Origin of the sequence: Bacillus sp. F19 (assembly GCA_023823795.1) — a bacterium.
Classification (GTDB): Bacteria; Bacillota; Bacilli; order Bacillales; family Bacillaceae; genus Bacillus_P.
On record CP085710.1, the window covers coordinates 791,320 to 808,111 of the forward strand.

General features: G+C 42.1%; 16 protein-coding genes and 1 riboswitch. Of the genes, 11 read left to right on the top strand and 5 right to left on the bottom strand.

What is annotated here, in order from left to right; translation table 11 throughout:
* The first annotated feature begins 21 nt into the window (after positions 1–21).
* The 3 genes from putP (at position 22) to LIT25_04190 (ending at position 3,257) form a co-directional block, all read left to right on the top strand.
* Complete coding sequence (gene putP, locus LIT25_04180; protein USK34568.1) at positions 22–1,491, top strand: sodium/proline symporter PutP; 1,470 nt, start codon at positions 22–24, stop codon at positions 1,489–1,491.
* Between the two features lie 156 nt (positions 1,492–1,647).
* Positions 1,648–2,868: a helix-turn-helix domain-containing protein gene (locus LIT25_04185; GenBank protein USK34569.1), complete on the top strand. Its 1,221-nt coding sequence runs from the start codon at positions 1,648–1,650 to the stop codon at positions 2,866–2,868.
* A 62-nt stretch (positions 2,869–2,930) separates the two neighbouring features.
* A complete protein-coding gene (locus LIT25_04190) occupies positions 2,931–3,257 on the top strand; it encodes a YnfA family protein (protein ID USK34570.1) in 327 nt (108 codons plus the stop codon).
* A gap of 32 nt (positions 3,258–3,289) precedes the next feature.
* Here the strand turns inward: LIT25_04190 and LIT25_04195 are convergent, their stop codons facing one another.
* Positions 3,290–3,694, bottom strand: coding sequence for a DUF1232 domain-containing protein (locus LIT25_04195; protein ID USK34571.1), 405 nt, complete (start codon positions 3,692–3,694; stop codon positions 3,290–3,292).
* A gap of 145 nt (positions 3,695–3,839) precedes the next feature.
* On the bottom strand, positions 3,840–4,124 hold the full coding sequence (locus tag LIT25_04200) for a hypothetical protein (GenBank protein USK34572.1): 285 nt from the start codon (positions 4,122–4,124) through the stop codon (positions 3,840–3,842).
* 176 nt (positions 4,125–4,300) lie between these two features.
* Between LIT25_04200 and LIT25_04205 the strand changes: the two genes are divergently transcribed.
* From LIT25_04205 to LIT25_04215, 3 genes are all read left to right on the top strand, one after another.
* Positions 4,301–4,984: a zinc metallopeptidase gene (locus LIT25_04205; protein ID USK34573.1), complete on the top strand. Its 684-nt coding sequence runs from the start codon at positions 4,301–4,303 to the stop codon at positions 4,982–4,984.
* A 283-nt stretch (positions 4,985–5,267) separates the two neighbouring features.
* Positions 5,268–6,443 carry a beta-aspartyl-peptidase gene (gene iadA / locus LIT25_04210; protein USK34574.1) on the top strand — a complete coding sequence of 392 codons (1,176 nt, stop codon included), beginning with the start codon at positions 5,268–5,270 and terminating at the stop codon, positions 6,441–6,443.
* Positions 6,444–6,548: 105 nt separating this feature from the next.
* Positions 6,549–6,652: riboswitch (purine riboswitch) on the top strand.
* 220 nt (positions 6,653–6,872) lie between these two features.
* Positions 6,873–7,910 (top strand): PTS sugar transporter subunit IIC, encoded by a 1,038-nt coding sequence (locus LIT25_04215; GenBank protein USK34575.1) that lies wholly within the window; start codon positions 6,873–6,875, stop codon positions 7,908–7,910.
* 30 nt (positions 7,911–7,940) lie between these two features.
* On the opposite strand, the gene LIT25_04220 is transcribed toward LIT25_04215, so the two are convergent.
* Complete coding sequence (locus LIT25_04220; GenBank protein USK34576.1) at positions 7,941–9,347, bottom strand: sigma 54-interacting transcriptional regulator; 1,407 nt, start codon at positions 9,345–9,347, stop codon at positions 7,941–7,943.
* Positions 9,348–9,548: 201 nt separating this feature from the next.
* Between LIT25_04220 and pruA the strand changes: the two genes are divergently transcribed.
* The 3 genes from pruA (at position 9,549) to LIT25_04235 (ending at position 13,738) form a co-directional block, all read left to right on the top strand.
* Positions 9,549–11,096, top strand: a complete 1,548-nt coding sequence (gene pruA, locus LIT25_04225; GenBank protein USK34577.1) for an L-glutamate gamma-semialdehyde dehydrogenase — start codon at positions 9,549–9,551, stop codon at positions 11,094–11,096.
* A 12-nt stretch (positions 11,097–11,108) separates the two neighbouring features.
* A complete protein-coding gene (locus tag LIT25_04230; protein USK34578.1) occupies positions 11,109–12,311 on the top strand; it encodes an ornithine--oxo-acid transaminase in 1,203 nt (400 codons plus the stop codon).
* 149 nt (positions 12,312–12,460) lie between these two features.
* A complete protein-coding gene (locus LIT25_04235) occupies positions 12,461–13,738 on the top strand; it encodes a Glu/Leu/Phe/Val dehydrogenase (GenBank protein ID USK34579.1) in 1,278 nt (425 codons plus the stop codon).
* Positions 13,739–14,033: 295 nt separating this feature from the next.
* Here the strand turns inward: LIT25_04235 and LIT25_04240 are convergent, their stop codons facing one another.
* Positions 14,034–14,450 (bottom strand): phosphatase PAP2 family protein, encoded by a 417-nt coding sequence (locus LIT25_04240; GenBank protein ID USK36156.1) that lies wholly within the window; start codon positions 14,448–14,450, stop codon positions 14,034–14,036.
* A 363-nt stretch (positions 14,451–14,813) separates the two neighbouring features.
* On the opposite strand from LIT25_04240, the gene LIT25_04245 reads away from it, so the two are divergent.
* Positions 14,814–15,626: a YihY/virulence factor BrkB family protein gene (locus tag LIT25_04245; protein USK34580.1), complete on the top strand. Its 813-nt coding sequence runs from the start codon at positions 14,814–14,816 to the stop codon at positions 15,624–15,626.
* Positions 15,627–15,769: 143 nt separating this feature from the next.
* The gene (locus LIT25_04250) at positions 15,770–16,249 is read left to right on the top strand and encodes a transcription factor YdeB (GenBank protein ID USK34581.1); all 480 of its coding nucleotides are present in this window, start codon (positions 15,770–15,772) and stop codon (positions 16,247–16,249) included.
* Between the two features lie 77 nt (positions 16,250–16,326).
* Here the strand turns inward: LIT25_04250 and LIT25_04255 are convergent, their stop codons facing one another.
* Positions 16,327–16,644 carry a metalloregulator ArsR/SmtB family transcription factor gene (locus LIT25_04255; protein USK34582.1) on the bottom strand — a complete coding sequence of 106 codons (318 nt, stop codon included), beginning with the start codon at positions 16,642–16,644 and terminating at the stop codon, positions 16,327–16,329.
* Positions 16,645–16,792: the final 148 nt, after the last annotated feature.

Below are 16,792 nucleotides of genomic sequence, written 5' to 3' on the forward strand. Positions count from 1 at the left end.
GGTTCTGAAAGGGGTTCCTCTATGATTGATTACGCATTGGTTTTATCTATAAGCATTTATATGGCGGGCATGCTGATTATCGGATATTTTGCCTATAAAAGAACATCCAACCTAAATGATTACATGCTTGGAGACCGCGGTCTCGGACCTGCTGTTACGGCTTTAAGTGCTGGTGCAGCAGATATGAGCGGATGGCTGCTGATGGGACTGCCGGGCGCTATGTTTGCAACTGGACTCAGCTCCATTTGGATCGTCATCGGTTTAACGCTTGGCGCTTATGCCAACTGGCTTTATGTTGCACCTAGATTAAGAACATATACGGAAGTGGCGAATAACTCGATTACCATTCCGGCTTTCCTTGAAAATCGATTTGCTGATGGTTCACGAATCCTGAGACTTATTTCGGCTTTAGTTATCTTAATATTCTTTACTTTTTATGTCTCATCAGGAATGGTCTCAGGCGGTGTTTTATTCCAAAGTACATTTGGCCTTGATTATCATACTGGATTATGGATTTTAACTGGTGTTGTGGTGGCCTATACATTATTCGGCGGTTTTCTGGCAGTAAGCTGGACCGATTTTGTTCAGGGGATCATCATGTTTATTGCATTGATTCTTGTACCTATTGTTACGCTTATCCATGTTGGAGGTTTTGGACCTTCCATTGACACAGCGCGCTCAATTGACCCTGCACTTTTAAATATTTTTACTGGAACGAGTCTTTTAGGAGTTATTTCATTATTTGCCTGGGGACTTGGCTATTTTGGCCAGCCGCATATCATTGTCCGCTTTATGGCGATTAATTCAGTAAAAGAAATCAAAAAAGCCCGTAACATCGGGATGGGCTGGATGATTTTCTCAAGTATCGGTGCGATGCTGACAGGATTCATCGGCATCACTTATTTTTCTCAAAATGACATGAAGTTAGACGATCCGGAAACGGTTTTCATCGTTTTGGGAGAAGTACTGTTCCACCCATTTATTACAGGATTTTTGATTTCAGCTATTCTCGCAGCGATTATGAGCACGATTTCTTCCCAGCTGCTTGTAACAGCGAGCTCCTTAACAGAGGATATTTATAAAACGTTCTTCAGACGCTCTGCTTCAGATAAAGAGCTTGTCTTTTTAGGCAGATTGTCCGTTCTGCTTATCTCGGTCATTGCCCTTATTCTTTCTTGGGAGAAAAACGACACGATCCTTGAACTTGTCGGCTATGCATGGGCTGGATTTGGTTCATCTTTTGGACCGCTGATTCTGCTCAGTCTCTTCTGGAAACGGATGACGAAATGGGGAGCATTGGCAGGGATGATCGTAGGTGCCGCAACGGTTATCTTCTGGTCGATGGCAGGCCTGTCAGAAACTCTTTATGAAATGATCCCTGGTTTTGCAGCAAGCTTACTTGCTATTATTGTGGTCAGTCTGCTTACTGCTCAGCCTTCAAGAGAAGTAGAAGCTCAATTTGAAGAGTTTGAAAAAATTGTAAAAGAATAAGACTTGAAGGGCCGGGATTTTCCCGGTCCTTTTTTATGTGCTGACAAATCCTGAATGATTTATTTTTGATCTCAAATGGAGCCGCTATTCCCTTCCTGCTGATAAAAGTATTATAATTAGGTTCATCATTTATATCTGAAGCAGGAGGGGCCATATATGTTGCTTGAAAAAATACTGACACTGACAAACATTAACGATATTACAGATATGGTCAGCACTTATTTAAAAAAACCAGTCGTCATTGAAAATGATCAATTCTCTTTGCTGTCCTACAGCTCTTATTATATAGACCATTTCGATCAAGCCAATCAGCAGACCATTTTTACGAAGCATTGGCCAATTCCCATTCTTGAGAAATTCATGGATGAAGGCATTGTCGATCAGCTAAAAACGATACCCCATCCGTTTCGGGTGAAACAGATAAAAGAAATCGGCTTAAATCAGCGGGTTGTTGTAAGCGCAATCTACAGGGAACAGGTTTTTGGCTATATATGGGTTCAGGAAACGGAAACAATGACAGATTCAGATCTGAAATTCCTGCATGAAGTTTCGCGTCATATCGGCAAACTGCTTTATCAGAAAAATCAGATCAGCCTTAGAGAGAATGAAGAAAAAAATGAGTTTTATAAAAAAATCATCGGTGAGGCGTTCCAGACGGAAAATCAAATCAAGTGGGAAGCAGCTAATCACAGTATCCTGATTCCCGAAACGTTTCTTGTTAATATTTTTACCATTTCTCAAAATGATGAAGAACTGTTTGAAGAAGTAACAGAAACGGTTCGGTTATTTGCAAATGCCTTAAATCATTTGTCCCAGGTTTTTACGGAACAGCTGAAGATTGTCGTTATAATCGGGAGCAATGCAAAAGGCTTAAGCCAGCTTTCAGAAAGCGCAGAGGAATTAACGAATACGGTTCTCTCCCAATTTAATGGCCGAAAGGTGTATGCCGGTATTGGAAATGAGTATTCGTCCATCCTTCAATTGAAGAAATCTTATCTTGAAGCGCTTGAAGTAATCAATGCAGCCAAATTTATCGGAACACCTGATAAACTTCCTTTCATATACAGCAAGCTCGGAATTTTCCGTTATCTCGAAACGATCTCAAAGCATCATGGGATAACAGGCTACATCAATAAAAATCTGCAAATTCTGCAAAAAAAGGATCAGGAAAGCCAGACAAAATTACTTCAAACGCTAGAAATCTATCTTCTTAACAACTGCCGCATCAAACCGACAGCCGAACAGCTGTTTATACACACAAACACGTTAAAATACAGAATCAATCAAATTTCTGATCTTACCTCGATTGATTTCGATGATTTTCATGCACGAATCCAGCTTTATATTGATTTACAGCTCATTAAGCAGGAAAGATAATTCGTCTGAAAGAGCAGGGCGGAATCCTTCCTGCTTTTTCAGGTGTATAAAGGGGTGGCAAAATGTTTTACACAATCTGTTTATTCTTGCTGGCAGGTCTTGCTGAAATTGGAGGAGGATATTTAATTTGGCTCTGGCTTCGGGAAGGAAAACCTCTTTATTGGGGAGTTTTTGGAGGTTTATCTTTAGCTCTTTATGGAGTCATTGCTGCCATGCAGACTTTCCCTTCTTTTGGAAGGGTGTACGCGGCATATGGAGGTATTTTTATTGTGCTTTCGGTTCTATGGGGATGGGGAGTTGACCGGAAAACACCTGATTTCTATGATATATTTGGTGCATTCATTTGTCTTGCCGGAGTGTCAGTTATGCTATTTGGACCAAGAAATTAAGCACCTCAAGAGGTGCTTAATTGCAATTTTCATTAGATTTTTGAATCAATGTCTGATGTATCAACCTGATCGCCAAACCATTCAACAAGCTTTTGTTTAGCCTGATCTTTTATATCCTGATCAATGTACATCGCCACTTGCAAGAGAGCGAGGCCAAGTGCTCCAAGGTCATCGGTGTAGCCGACGCCTATAGCTAAGTCGGGAATGAGATCAAGCGGCAAAATGAAATAGCCGAGTGCGCCGATAATAATCGCTTTTGTTTTTGCCGGAACTTCCGGTTTTTGAAGCGTGAAATATAAAAGCATCCCGGCATACACAACAGAGGATCCTGCCTTTTTTCCATACTTCTTTAATTTGCTCCAGAATTTCGTCTCTGAAAAGTGTTTTTCTGATTCCTTCAATTGCTCGAGTGTTTCCTGTTCCTGCTTAGATGGCATGTATTTCACCTGCTTTTCTTAAGGTTTAAGTAAATTATTGCATTGATGGCAAACGGAAGCGCCTTGATTCTCAGTCAGCACGGCTAGGGCAAAAAAGTCAGATCCTTATCTGCCCGTCGGAGCGGACATTGGCGATTCCGCTAAGTTACCTAGCTCCACCTCCTAACTCCTCGGCCAGAACAAATTCCCCGAAAAAGGCAAAATCGGCCTTTTCCGGTGAATTCTTATCTGTCTGTCGGAGCTGAACAGTCGGTTCCGCTTTTCTAAGTTGTCTAGCTCCACCTCCTAACTCCTCGGCCAGAACAAATTCCCCGAAAAAGGCAAAATCGGCCTTTTCCGGTGAATTCTTATCTGTCTGTCGGAGCTGAACAGTCGGTTCCGCTTTTCTAATGAACTGTACCATTATTTTACTACAATCTCTGCCCTTCATGTTAAGACTTCGATGTTTATTATAAGCTGATAAAAAAATGGTTAAGAATGCCTGCAAATCGCACATTGTTCACAAAAAAATCCACACTGTCCGGTTTGGCTGGATAGTTTTACAGGGGATATGATAAAAGGAAGGGGAAAACTAAGAAAAACCGGAACGCAGGAGGGGATCTCAAAATGTTTTTTCATCCTATGGATATTTTAGTTTTTGCGGCATTTGGACTGGCGCTTTGGGCGCAGTTTAAAGTGAAAAGTAATTTTAATACATGGTCAAAGGTTCAGGCTTCTTCAGGAATGACAGGAATGGAAGTTGCACGCAGAATTTTGGACCACAACGGGCTTCATCATGTTCCGGTAGAACCTGTTAGAGGAAAGCTGTCTGATCACTATGATCCTTTAAAAAAAGCTGTGCGGTTATCTGAACAGGTTTATTACGGAAGATCCATTGCATCAATCTCAGTAGCTTCGCATGAAGTGGGTCACGCCATTCAGCACAAAGAATCCTATGGGGCTTTAACCTTAAGGCACAAAATGTTCCCGGTCGTGAATATTTCCTCAGGTATCGCTCCCTTTTTGCTTATAGGAGGCTTTTTATTAGGGTCCTTCAATCTAATCGGGCTTGGAATTATCTTTTTTTCAGCGGCAGTTGCCTTTCAATTAGTCACATTGCCTGTTGAATTCAACGCCAGCAGAAGAGCCAAGGATTTTATTCTTGCAGAAGGCATCATCCGCAATGAAGAAGAGCGCGGCGTAAACAAAGTACTTGGGGCAGCTGCGCTGACATATGTAGCGGCAGCTCTCATTTCCCTGTTTGAATTGCTGAAGTTTATTATGATTTTCAGCCGGGGGCGGGAAGAGTAGAAAAAGACAGCGGACTCATAATTTTGAGCCAGCTGTCTTTTTTGCTGAAATATAGAAGTTGGAAAGAGGCATTTACAGAACATGACTCTAAAAAATGCAAACCAGCTTTTGGTGTTTAACAGCAACTGGTACAATAAATTTATTAATTACGATACTCGCAGGAAGACTCGAAACCCGGGAAAAGCTTTTTTTTCCGGCAATGATGCTGTTTTTTGCAATTTAATGAACTGCGGACCATTATAAAAAGGATATAGAAAATCTTGGAGAAACAGGAGGGGGAAAATTGCTTACTTTAATTAAAAACACAGAAGTATATGCACCCCATTATTTAGGCCGCAAGGATGTTCTGCTTGCGGCAAATAAAATAGGCTATATCAAGGATACGATTAAAATGGATTCCTCATCTATTGATGTAAAAATAATTGATGGAACAGGGAAGCTCCTTGTGCCGGGATTTATTGATGCTCATGTACATTTAATCGGCGGAGGAGGGGAAGGGGGCTTTAAAACCAGAACACCTGAACTGAATTTAACAGATGCTGCAACGGCGGGGATCACAACGGTAGTTGGAGTGCTCGGAACCGACGGAACAACAAGACGGATTGAAAGTCTGCTTGCTAAGGCCCACGCTTTGGATGAAGAGGGAATCACGGCTTACATCCACTCGGGATCGTATCAGATTCCGGTGAAAACCTTAACAGGGAAGATTGAAGAGGATTTGATTTTTATTGAGAAAATACTTGGTGTAGGCGAGATTGCCATATCCGATCATCGTTCTTCTGAACCGGCTTTTGAAGAACTGGTGAAAATCGCAGCTGCAGCCCGCAATGGCGGTTTAATTACCGGAAAAGCAGGACTTTTGGAAATACATGTAGGCGATAGTGACCGAAAACTTGATCTTTTGTTTGAGATTGCAGAAAAGACGGACATCCCCATACATCATTTTCACCCGACCCACATTAACCGAAACACAGAATTATTTGAAGAGGGCATCAGGTACACGGAAATAGGCGGATATGTGGACTTAACAACAAGCACGATTCCTCAATTTCTTGAGGAAGGAGAAGTGAAGTGCAGCAGAGGCTTGCGGCTGATGCTTGAGAGAGGCGTTTCAATCAATCAGATTACGTTCTCATCAGATGGACAGGCAAGTCTCCCATATTTTAATGAAGATGGCGATTTTGCGGGTCTTCAAGTCGGAAGAGTGTCATCTCTTTTTAAGGAAGTCCGTTCATCTGTATTGGATGAAGGAGTTCCGCTTGAATCAGCACTTCAGGTCATCACCTCTAACCCGGCACGAATTTTAAAGCTTAAAAACAAAGGTGAAATCAGAGAAGAGAAGGATGCTGATCTCGTTTTGCTGGATAAAGAGACGCTGACGATTGATACCGTTATTGCAAAAGGGAAAGTGATGGTCGAAGGAGGAGTCCCGATCATTAAGGGGACATTTGAAAACTAAATAACAAGGAGCTATGCTTGAACTGAAGTCAAACAGAAATTAATTATTCTGAACCTTTTAATATCCATTGTTCAATTGAACCAATTCCTATATACTTCTAACTATTACTTATAATTTTTATATTCTTGTATAATTTCAGTTAAGATGGTCTGATCGTTTCTACCTGGCAGCCGCTAAAATGCCAGACTACAAGAAGGTATGAGCAACAAAAATGAGAAGATGTGAATGGTATGATATGCTAATCATCGATTATCCTGTTTGCTTATGAGGATTATCTTTGTATTTCGTATTGAAAAACGATTCCGTGTGCACGCTCTTATTTTTTCGTACTTTCTGTCTTGCGGCTGAAGGTGTGAAAGAATAAGGGCTTTTTGGATATTGTAAAAGAATGAATGCCAAAAATTCTTAACAGCCAGAGGAGAGAGACAGATGGAATTGGTAAAAGGAACGGCGCTATTATTAATGGTACTTGGGTTATTTTCTTTATTCAGCTATAAAGCTCCAAAGGGTATGAAGGCGATGGGAGCTCTCGCCAATGCAGCAGTTGCAGCTTTTCTTGTTGAAGCCTTTCAGAGGTATGTTGGAGGAGATCTTCTGAAGATTGAATTTCTTGGAGAAGTCGGGGATGCTGCGGGCAGCATGGGTGGCGTAGCAGCAGCTGCTCTTGTGGCGCTTGCACTTGGTGTGTCCCCGGTTTATGCTCTGATGCTCGGCGTGTCATGTGCCGGACTTGGTTTGCTTCCGGGCTTTTTTGCAGGGTATCTGGTTGCATTCCTGGTAAAGGTGATCGAGAAAAAAACGCCGGCAGGTCTTGATTTGCTGGTCACCATTATTGTGGCAGCCCCGCTTGTCAGATTAATTGGAAACACCCTTACTCCGGTAGTCGATGCAACGCTTCTGAACATTGGCGGCATTATTACTGAAACAGCTAACAGCAACCCGATTATAATGGGAATTATCCTTGGCGGAGTGATTACCGTTGTAGCAACGGCTCCTTTAAGTTCTATGGCTCTGACAGCCATGCTCGGATTAACTGGACTGCCTATGGCGATTGGTGCATTGGCCGTATTTGGTTCATCCTTCATGAACTATGTTCTTTTCAGCCGATTGAAATTTGGTGACAGAAGAACGACAATTGCTGTAGCCATTGAGCCTCTCACTCAGGCGGATATTATTACAGCTAACCCTGTCCCCGTTTATATAACGAACTTCTTCGGAGGCGCTGCAGCCGGAGTAGTCGTCTCCCTATTCGGACTTGTAAACAACGCAACTGGAACGGCAACTCCGATAGCGGGTCTTGCTGTCATGTACGGGTTTAATGACCCATTAACCGTTACTATTACAGCCGCGCTTTGTGCTCTTGCCGGAGGGATCTCTGGATTCCTTGGATCGCTTGTGTTTAAAAATTATAAAATCAAAACGGTTTCTGATATTAGAGAAAGCAGCGATTTTAAGGAAGCTGCATAACGAAAAAAAGCTTCTGGAGAAATTCTTTCCTCAGAAGCTTTTTTCTTTTCTTGCTTCGATATTCAGCTTTTTCATTCTGTATTGCAGACTCTGGCGGCTTAGGCCCGCTTCTTCTGCGGTTTTTGAAATGTTGTACCCGTTCTTTTTCAGCATGACTTTTATATAGTGAGCTTCCGAACGGTCCATGTGTTCTTTTAGCTTGAATGATTCGATTGTTTCTTCATACAGCTGTTCTTGGGCAGAAGAAGCCGTTTGCACTTTTGACTTTGAGCGGAAATGCATGGGCAGATGGTTAAAGCGGATCGTTTCCTCATCTGCCATTAAATTCATTGCTCCCTCAATCATGTGCTGAAGCTCTCGCACATTGCCCGGCCATTCGTAAGTATGAAGAGTTTCCAGGACCTCCTGATCAACACGCTGAACATCCATTTGGAAAAGCTCATTGTATTTGCTGATAAATCGCTCGATAAGAAGGGGGATATCTTCGGTTCTGTCTCTTAGCGGAGGGACAAAAATAGTCACTACACTCAGACGATAGTATAGATCCTTCCTCATCCGTTCTTTCGTGATGGCTTCAATAGGATCCTCATTTATTGTCGCTATGATTCTTACATCGATTGGCGTATCTTTCGTATCGCCAATCCGCCTGATCGTTCTCTCCTGCAAAGCCCTCAGCAGCTTTGACTGCAAATGGGGATTCAATGAGTTAATTTCATCAAGCAGCAGCGTACCTCCTTCTGCCTGTTCAAATAAACCCGGATGATCAATCGCCCCTGAAAAAGCTCCTTTTTTGGTACCGAATAATAAACTCTCAATCAGACTGTCGGGCAGTGCAGCACAGTTCTGAGAAATAAAAGGAGCCGCAGATCGGCTGCTTCCGTTATGGATGCTCTGGGCAAAAAGCTCCTTTCCTGTGCCGGTCTCCCCGACAATCAAGACGGATGACGCTGTACGGGTCGCCCGCTTTGCACTTTCAATAACTTCTTTTATCGCGGGACCTTCTCCAATAATGCTTTCAAACGTATACCTTGTTCCTCCTTTTCTTTTAATAGTGTCCTTCATCAGCCTTTCTATCTTTGTAATATCTTTTGCAATCTCAACAGCACCGACAATCTCTTCTCCATCCCTGATAGGGAAAGTATTGTTGACGGTTGTGATTTCTTTTCCTTTGTTGTTGAAATAGGTCTGTTTGATATTCTTTGTTTCTGTACCGTTCTGAAGAGCCTGCACAAGCGTGCTGTCCCCGTCTTTAGAAAACATGAACACATCGAGAAGGTTCTTATTCATGACATCCCGGCTGTCCATTGACTCAATCTGCATCATTTTTTTATTGTAGAGGATGGTGTGTCCTTTTTTATTAATCACGTGAAGTCCTACATCGATTTCATCAATGATGGCTTCCATAAAAAGATGCAGATCTTCTTTTTTCAGATCCATAGTCAGCCCCCCGTTTTGACTCTTTTATTCTATTTTATCCTGTCAGCCGTATTGAAGGCAAAAAAAATTTGCGTCAAGGGTGCAAAGAAATTATACATAGCAAAATAATTTTGCAGACGGAGGCCTTTTACTGAAGTGATTACATGTTGGCACGGAACTTGCATTCTATATATCTGAAGAATCAAATTAGGAGGAATTGCCATGACCGTTCCATACAAACATGAGCCGTTTACTGACTTTGCAATAAAAGAGAATCATCAGGCCCTTCAAGAAGCACTTGCATACGTTAATACCCAGCTAAATAAAGAATATCCGCTGATCGTCGGCGAAGAGCGAATTACGACAGCTGAAAAAATAACATCGGTTAATCCAGCCAATAAAACAGAAGTAGTCGGAGTTGTATCCAAGGCTACAAAAGAATTGGCAGAAAAAGCAATGGAGAAGGCTGCAGAAGCCTTTGAAAAGTGGAAAAAACAGAAGCCTGAAGCGCGTGCATCCATTCTGATCCGTGCGGCAGCCATGCTCCGCCGCAGGAAGCATGAGTTTTCAGCCTATCTGATTAAGGAGGCAGGCAAGCCATGGAATGAGGCAGATGCCGATACAGCAGAAGCTATCGACTTTCTTGAGTATTACGCACGCCAGATGCTGAAGCTGAAGGACGGCGTTCCTGTACAGAGCAGAGAGGGAGAGCAGAATACGTTCAGCTATATCCCGCTTGGAGTAGGCATAGTCATTTCCCCGTTCAACTTTCCGCTTGCCATTATGGCGGGAACGGCAGCCGCCGCAATTGTTGCAGGAAATACCATCCTTTTAAAGCCTGCAAATTCAACACCTGTTGTTGCAGCCAAATTTGCAGAGCTGCTTGAGGAAGCGGGACTTCCTGCCGGTGTCCTGAATTACATTCCGGGAAGCGGTGCTGAAGTAGGAGATTATTTGGTAGATCACCCGAAAACTAGATTTATTTCCTTTACTGGTTCGCGTGAGGTGGGGTGCAGAATCTATGAACGCGCTGCAAAAGTCCACAGCGGACAGATTTGGCTGAAACGGGTCATCGCTGAGATGGGCGGCAAAGACACTGTAGCCGTTGATAAGGATGCAGACCTTGATTTGGCCGCTTCTGCAATCGTTGCTTCTGCTTTTGGTTTTTCGGGACAGAAATGCTCTGCAGGATCACGTGCAGTTGTTCATCAGGATGTTTATGATGAAGTCCTTGAAAAAGCAGTGGAGCTAACAAGAAAACTTATTGTGGGGAACCCGGAAGAAGCAGGTACTTATATGGGACCTGTCATCGACCAGAATTCCTACAGCAAGATTATGAGTTATATAGAAATTGGCAAGGAAGAAGGCAGGCTCATGACGGGCGGAGAAGGGGACGAATCAAAAGGATTCTTCATCCAGCCTACTATTTTTGCTGATATAGATGAAAAAGGCCGTCTCATGCAGGAAGAAATCTTTGGCCCAGTCGTTGCTTTCTGCAAAGCAGATGATTTTAACCATATCCTTGAGATTGCCAATAACACAGATTATGGACTGACAGGTGCTCTCATCTCGAATAACCGTGAACATATTGAGAGAGCGAAAGAAGAGTTTCATGTCGGTAATTTATATTTTAATAGAGGCTGCACAGGCGCAATCGTCGGGTATCAGCCGTTTGGCGGATTTAATATGTCAGGAACAGATTCTAAAGCCGGCGGTCCAGATTACTTGCTGCTTCACATGCAGGCGAAAACTACTTCAGAGACATTTTAAGGAGGAATAAAAATGACAACATTGACAAAATCCCAAGAATTAATACAGCAGACATCCCAATACGGAGCAAACAATTATCATCCGCTTCCAATTGTTATTTCAGAAGCAGAAGGCGTTTGGGTAAGAGACCCGGAAGGCAATCAATACATGGATATGCTGAGTGCATATTCTGCTGTAAACCAGGGACACAGACATCCTAAGATCATTCAGGCGCTTAAAGACCAGGCAGATAAAATTACGCTCACATCCCGCGCGTTTCATAACGATCAGCTTGGTTCATTCTATGAGGCTGTTGCAGCATTGACTGAAAAAGAAATGGTCCTTCCGATGAATACAGGTGCAGAAGCAGTAGAGACGGCGATTAAAGCTGCACGAAGATGGGCTTATGATGTTAAAGGAGTTGCAGAAGATCAAGCTGAAATCATCGCCTGCATCGGAAATTTCCACGGACGCACGATGTCTGCAGTTTCCCTGTCTTCAGAAGAAGAATACAAGAGAGGTTTCGGGCCAATGCTGCCTGGAATTAAGCTGATTCCATATGGAGATATAGAGGCATTAAAATCTGCCATCACAGCTAATACAGCGGCTTTCTTGATTGAGCCTATCCAGGGTGAAGCAGGTATCGTAATTCCTCCGCAAGGATTTTTAAAACAGGCAGCAGAGATGTGCAGAGAGAACAATGTTATTTTCATTGCAGATGAGATTCAATCAGGACTCGGCAGATCCGGTAAGACATTCGCGTGTGACTGGGAAGATGTGAAGCCTGATATGTACATTCTCGGCAAGGCCCTTGGAGGAGGCGTATTCCCGATTTCCTGTGTGGCAGCAGGCAAAGACATTCTCGGTGTGTTTAATCCGGGCTCTCACGGTTCAACATTTGGAGGCAATCCGCTTGCATGTGCCGTTTCTGTTGCAGCCCTGCAGGTTCTCGAGGAGGAAAAACTGGCAGAGCGATCTCTTAAGCTTGGAGCTTATTTTAAAGAGAAGCTCTCTGAAATAAAAAATCCGCTTATTAAGGAAGTGCGGGGAAGAGGCTTGTTTATAGGAGTTGAACTCACAGTGCCTGCACGCCCGTACTGTGAAAAATTAAAAGAAGAAGGACTGCTGTGCAAAGAAACGCATGAAACGGTCATCCGTTTTGCCCCGCCGCTTGTCATCTCTGAAGAAGATCTGGATTGGGCGATTGCTAAGATCACACGCGTTCTATCAAACTGATAAAGCTGGCACAGGGGTTTAATCTCTCTCAAAAAGAATTCGGTCACTTTTCAAATTAATTCGCGCTTTCAATCAACTTTACAGTTGAACAAGTAAAACTCACAAGTTAAAGTAAAACAGTTTATTATTCATATCAATGGGGTGGAATCATGGGGATTGTAAAGGACATACAGGCAGATAAAGAAAAAGAAAGCTTAAATTTATTTAAGTCCACGCAGACGATTATTAAAGAAGCACTGAACAAATTAGGCTATTCAGATGAATTTTTTGAGCTTTTAAGAGAACCGATCAGAATGCTCACTGTCCGGATACCGATTCAAATGGATGATGGTTCGGTAAAAGTATTCACAGGCTACCGCTCCCAGCATAATGATGCAGTTGGACCGACAAAAGGCGGCGTCCGCTTTCATCCGGAAGTAAATGAAGACGAAGTGAAGGCTCTGTCAATTTGGATGAGCTTAAAATGCGGAATTGTAAATTTGCCATATGGAGGCGGAAAAGGCGGAATTATTTGCGATCCGAGAGAAATGTCGCTGAATGAATTAGAACGGCTGAGCCGCGGTTACGTCCGCGCAGTCAGCCAAATCGTAGGTCCTACAAAAGATATCCCTGCCCCGGATGTGTTTACGAATTCTCAAATTATGGCGTGGATGATGGATGAATACAGCAGACTGCGTGAATTTGACTCCCCTGGTTTCATCACCGGAAAACCGCTTGTCCTTGGCGGATCACACGGAAGAGAAACAGCTACAGCCCGCGGCGTTACCATTTGCATAGAGGAAGCTGCCAAGAAAAAAGGAATTACCCTTGCAGGAGCTAGGGTTGTGATACAGGGTTTTGGCAATGCAGGAAGCTTTCTGGCTAAATTTATGCATGACGCAGGTGCAAAAGTCATCGGCATTTCAGATGCATATGGCGCACTACATGATGCAGACGGTCTTGATATTGATTACCTGCTTGATCAGCGTGACAGCTTCGGCACGGTCACAACGCTCTTTAAATCAACGATTACAAATAAAGAATTATTAGAGCTGGATTGTGACATTCTGGTGCCCGCTGCGATCTCGAACCAAATAATAGCTGAAAATGCACATCAAATTAAAGCGTCTATAGTGGTCGAGGCTGCAAATGGACCAACGACCATTGAAGCCACTAAAATCTTAACGGAGCGGGGCGTTCTGCTTGTACCGGATGTGCTGGCAAGTGCTGGCGGTGTTACCGTATCATACTTCGAATGGGTCCAAAACAATCAGGGGTATTATTGGTCAGAGGAAGAAGTCGCAGAAAGACTTCAAAAAGTGATGGTTGATTCTTTCGAGAATACGTTTCAAACGGCACTTATCCATAATGTAGATATGAGACTCGCAGCATACATGATCGGAAGCCGGAAAATGGCGGAAGCTTCACGTTTTAGAGGCTGGATTTAAGAGGCGGCCGTAATCTTGTATTACTCTGCTCCTCATACTGGGATCACAATTGTACGGAATTATTTTGGAAAGTCTCGGAATAAATTCCAAAAGTCTTGGAATAATGTCTGAAAGTCTCGGAATAAATTCCAAAAGTCTTGGAATAAAGTCTGAAAGTCTGGCTGCCTCTATTTGCTAGGCATGTTTGAGGGCCATCCCGCTGAAAATAGCCCGCAATCTAGCCGGCATTCGTAATTGTACAATTAATGCCAGATATCCAATACGAAAAGAGCCTGGAGAACTTCTCCGGGCTCTTCTATATTTTAGCTTTAAACTTCAGGGCCACAATACAAATGACAAGCCACGCGCCTCCCGCAGCAAACCCCGCAATCACATCGCTTGGGTAATGCACGCCAAGGTAGATTCTGCTGAAGCCAATTAAAAAAACGATGAAAAAGAACAAGGCCATAATAAGTACTTTAAGGCTCTTCTTTTTGACCATTAGAGTTAATAAGTATGCAAGAATACCAATGAACGAAAAGGAAACCATAGAATGTCCGCTAGGAAAACTATAGCCGCTTTCTGTAATAAGGGGATTAAAAGTGGGGCGGTCTCTTTTAAACACCCATTTCAAATAATAATTCAAAAGAGATGAACCGGTTACTGCCACAATTAAAAACAGTCCTTCCCACCATTTTCGGTTGATGAACAGCAGAATGAGAGCGATGGACATTCCAATCATGATGCCGGTTACTGAACCAAGGGAAGTGATGCCAGACATGATTTGGTCAAGCAGAGGGGTGCGCAATTCGTGTATATATTGCATGATGGGGGTATCAAATGAGCGCAGCTCCATTTCGATGACTTCGTCTGCAAATTCAATAATGATAAAGCTGAACGCCCCGATCATCAGGATGGAATACATGATAAAAGCCTTTGACATCTTTTCTTGTGAATCTTTCTTCATTGCAAAACTCCTTACCGTAATTAATAAAGAAAATACCACTTTTGATTATACAGCAAACATTATCGATCATTTCAGGTTTTAAGAAGAAGATTTAAGGAAAAAGAATACTACAATTGGAGGTGTCGCAGATTGATTAAAGAACTTATTAAACGAATACAGCTGCATGAAACAGGAGATCAGGCAGCTGTGCTGTCCCACTTCTTTTTACTTTCCTTATTTCCGCTTCTTATTTTCTTGGTCGCATTGCTTCCTTACTTTAATATTGAAACGAGCAGTATGGTTGATATTATAAACCAATATGCGCCACCAGAAGCAGGAGGAATGCTTTCTGAGCATTTAGAAGGGTTAATAAACGAACCTAACGGAGGCTTGCTGTCATTTGGTATTTTGGCTACTATTTGGTCAGCTTCTAAGGCAACAAATGCCCTTATCCGGTCGTTAAACAAAGCGTTTATTGTGGAAGAATCCCGTCCTTTCTGGAAAATTCGTATTCACGCAGTTATTATGACAATCGGTCTTGTCATTACGTTTGCTCTTACACTTGTATTGCCTGTGTTTGGAAGTGCCATTATCGGATTTGTTGGAAATTATTTTACGTTTGTAAGTGACAATGAAATTATTTTAAATGTAATGAGGTTTTTAATATCTTTTCTAATGATGTGTGCTGTGCTGATGGTTTTGTATTATTTGGCTCCTAATGAAGAAATGACTTTAAAAGGTGTCTACTTCGGGGCAATCATCGCAACTATCCTTTGGCAGCTTGTATCGCTTGGGTTTGCATTCTATGTTTCTCAGTTTGGAAATTTTAATGCTACATACGGCAGTCTTGGCGGTGTCATCGTTCTCATAACCTGGCTTTATTTATCGGGATTTGCGATTTTGATTGGCGGAGAAATCAATGCCATCAAGGTTTGTGAGAGGAACGGAAAGAAATGTATATAAGACTTGATGGAAGCCCGACAGCTTTATAAATAAAAAACGAAAAAACTATTGACATAAATTAATAAATGATGTTAAAATTAAAAATTTGATACATTCACCTTTGTGTGGTATACTGTAAATAGATACCATATGGAGGTGTTTTTTTGTTCAAAATAGGCGACAAAATTATGTACCCAATGCACGGAGCAGGAATTATAGAATCTGTAAAAGAGATGGAGATACAAGGCAAGAAACAGGAGTACTTTGTTATTCAGCTGTCCATCGGGAATTTGCAGATTATGATCCCTCTGCAAAAATTGAAAAAGCTCGGCATTCGTCCTGTTGAAAATCAAGGAAAGCTGGAAGAAGTATTGGTTGTTTTTCATGACGGAGAATCAGATGAGCTGCTGCCTTGGAAAGAACGATATAAAACCAATATGGATAAAATAAAATCAGGGGAAATCCAGCAGGGGGCTGAAGTAGTAAGAGACCTCATGCGGAAAAGTCTCGATAAAGCCTTAAACACAAGTGAAAAACAAATGCTGAACAACGCCAGGAATATCTTTGTCAGCGAACTTATCTTAATCAAAGGCTGCACGGAAAATCAGGCTAATGAAATGCTGATGACCAGAAAAATATCATAAACTGTGCCCAAAATAGTGAGAGCTATTTTTTTTTTGCCTAAAATCAGAAAAAACATTAAAAAAGTGATCTCTCAGTATCACTTTTCCTCTCGGCAGCTTGATTTGAAAAGGCTGCATAATTCTTTTGAAAGAAGCTGATTCACTTCTCTTTTATTAAAAGAATAATAACTCCAGGTGCCTTTTGACTCTTTTAAAATCAACTCTCCGTCCAATAAAATTTTAAGATGATAGGATAATTTAGATTGGGGCATGTTTATCATTTCACTCAAATCGCAAACGCACACGGACTGGTGCTGACAAATGAGATGAAGAATTTCCAGGCGTTTTTGGTCAGCAAGTGCTTTGAATTTTTTTTCATAGAGTGCGAATGTTTCGTTATTTAGAGCTTGTTCCATATTTATCACCTTTCATCAAGATCGATCATCTTTCATCAAGGATTAAAGTATAGTCGGTATGAAACGATTTGACAATATTTTAACAATAAAAATTGATTAATTGCTCGGTTGAAACGGAAATAGGACAAAAAACGTTTATCAAAGCAGA

Excerpts from the sequence above, each read along its gene's own strand:
- putP (USK34568.1), top strand. The coding sequence starts at position 22 with ATGATTGATTACGCATTGGTTTTATCTATAAGCATTTATATGGCGGGC.
- LIT25_04185 (USK34569.1), top strand. The coding sequence starts at position 1,648 with ATGTTGCTTGAAAAAATACTGACACTGACAAACATTAACGATATTACA.
- LIT25_04190 (USK34570.1), top strand. The coding sequence starts at position 2,931 with ATGTTTTACACAATCTGTTTATTCTTGCTGGCAGGTCTTGCTGAAATT.
- LIT25_04195 (USK34571.1), bottom strand. The coding sequence starts at position 3,694 with ATGCCATCTAAGCAGGAACAGGAAACACTCGAGCAATTGAAGGAATCA.
- LIT25_04200 (USK34572.1), bottom strand. The coding sequence starts at position 4,124 with ATGAAGGGCAGAGATTGTAGTAAAATAATGGTACAGTTCATTAGAAAA.
- LIT25_04205 (USK34573.1), top strand. The coding sequence starts at position 4,301 with ATGTTTTTTCATCCTATGGATATTTTAGTTTTTGCGGCATTTGGACTG.
- LIT25_04215 (USK34575.1), top strand. The coding sequence starts at position 6,873 with ATGGAATTGGTAAAAGGAACGGCGCTATTATTAATGGTACTTGGGTTA.
- LIT25_04220 (USK34576.1), bottom strand. The coding sequence starts at position 9,347 with ATGGATCTGAAAAAAGAAGATCTGCATCTTTTTATGGAAGCCATCATT.
- pruA (USK34577.1), top strand. The coding sequence starts at position 9,549 with ATGACCGTTCCATACAAACATGAGCCGTTTACTGACTTTGCAATAAAA.
- LIT25_04230 (USK34578.1), top strand. The coding sequence starts at position 11,109 with ATGACAACATTGACAAAATCCCAAGAATTAATACAGCAGACATCCCAA.
- LIT25_04235 (USK34579.1), top strand. The coding sequence starts at position 12,461 with ATGGGGATTGTAAAGGACATACAGGCAGATAAAGAAAAAGAAAGCTTA.
- LIT25_04240 (USK36156.1), bottom strand. The coding sequence starts at position 14,450 with ATGTCCATCGCTCTCATTCTGCTGTTCATCAACCGAAAATGGTGGGAA.
- LIT25_04255 (USK34582.1), bottom strand. The coding sequence starts at position 16,644 with ATGGAACAAGCTCTAAATAACGAAACATTCGCACTCTATGAAAAAAAA.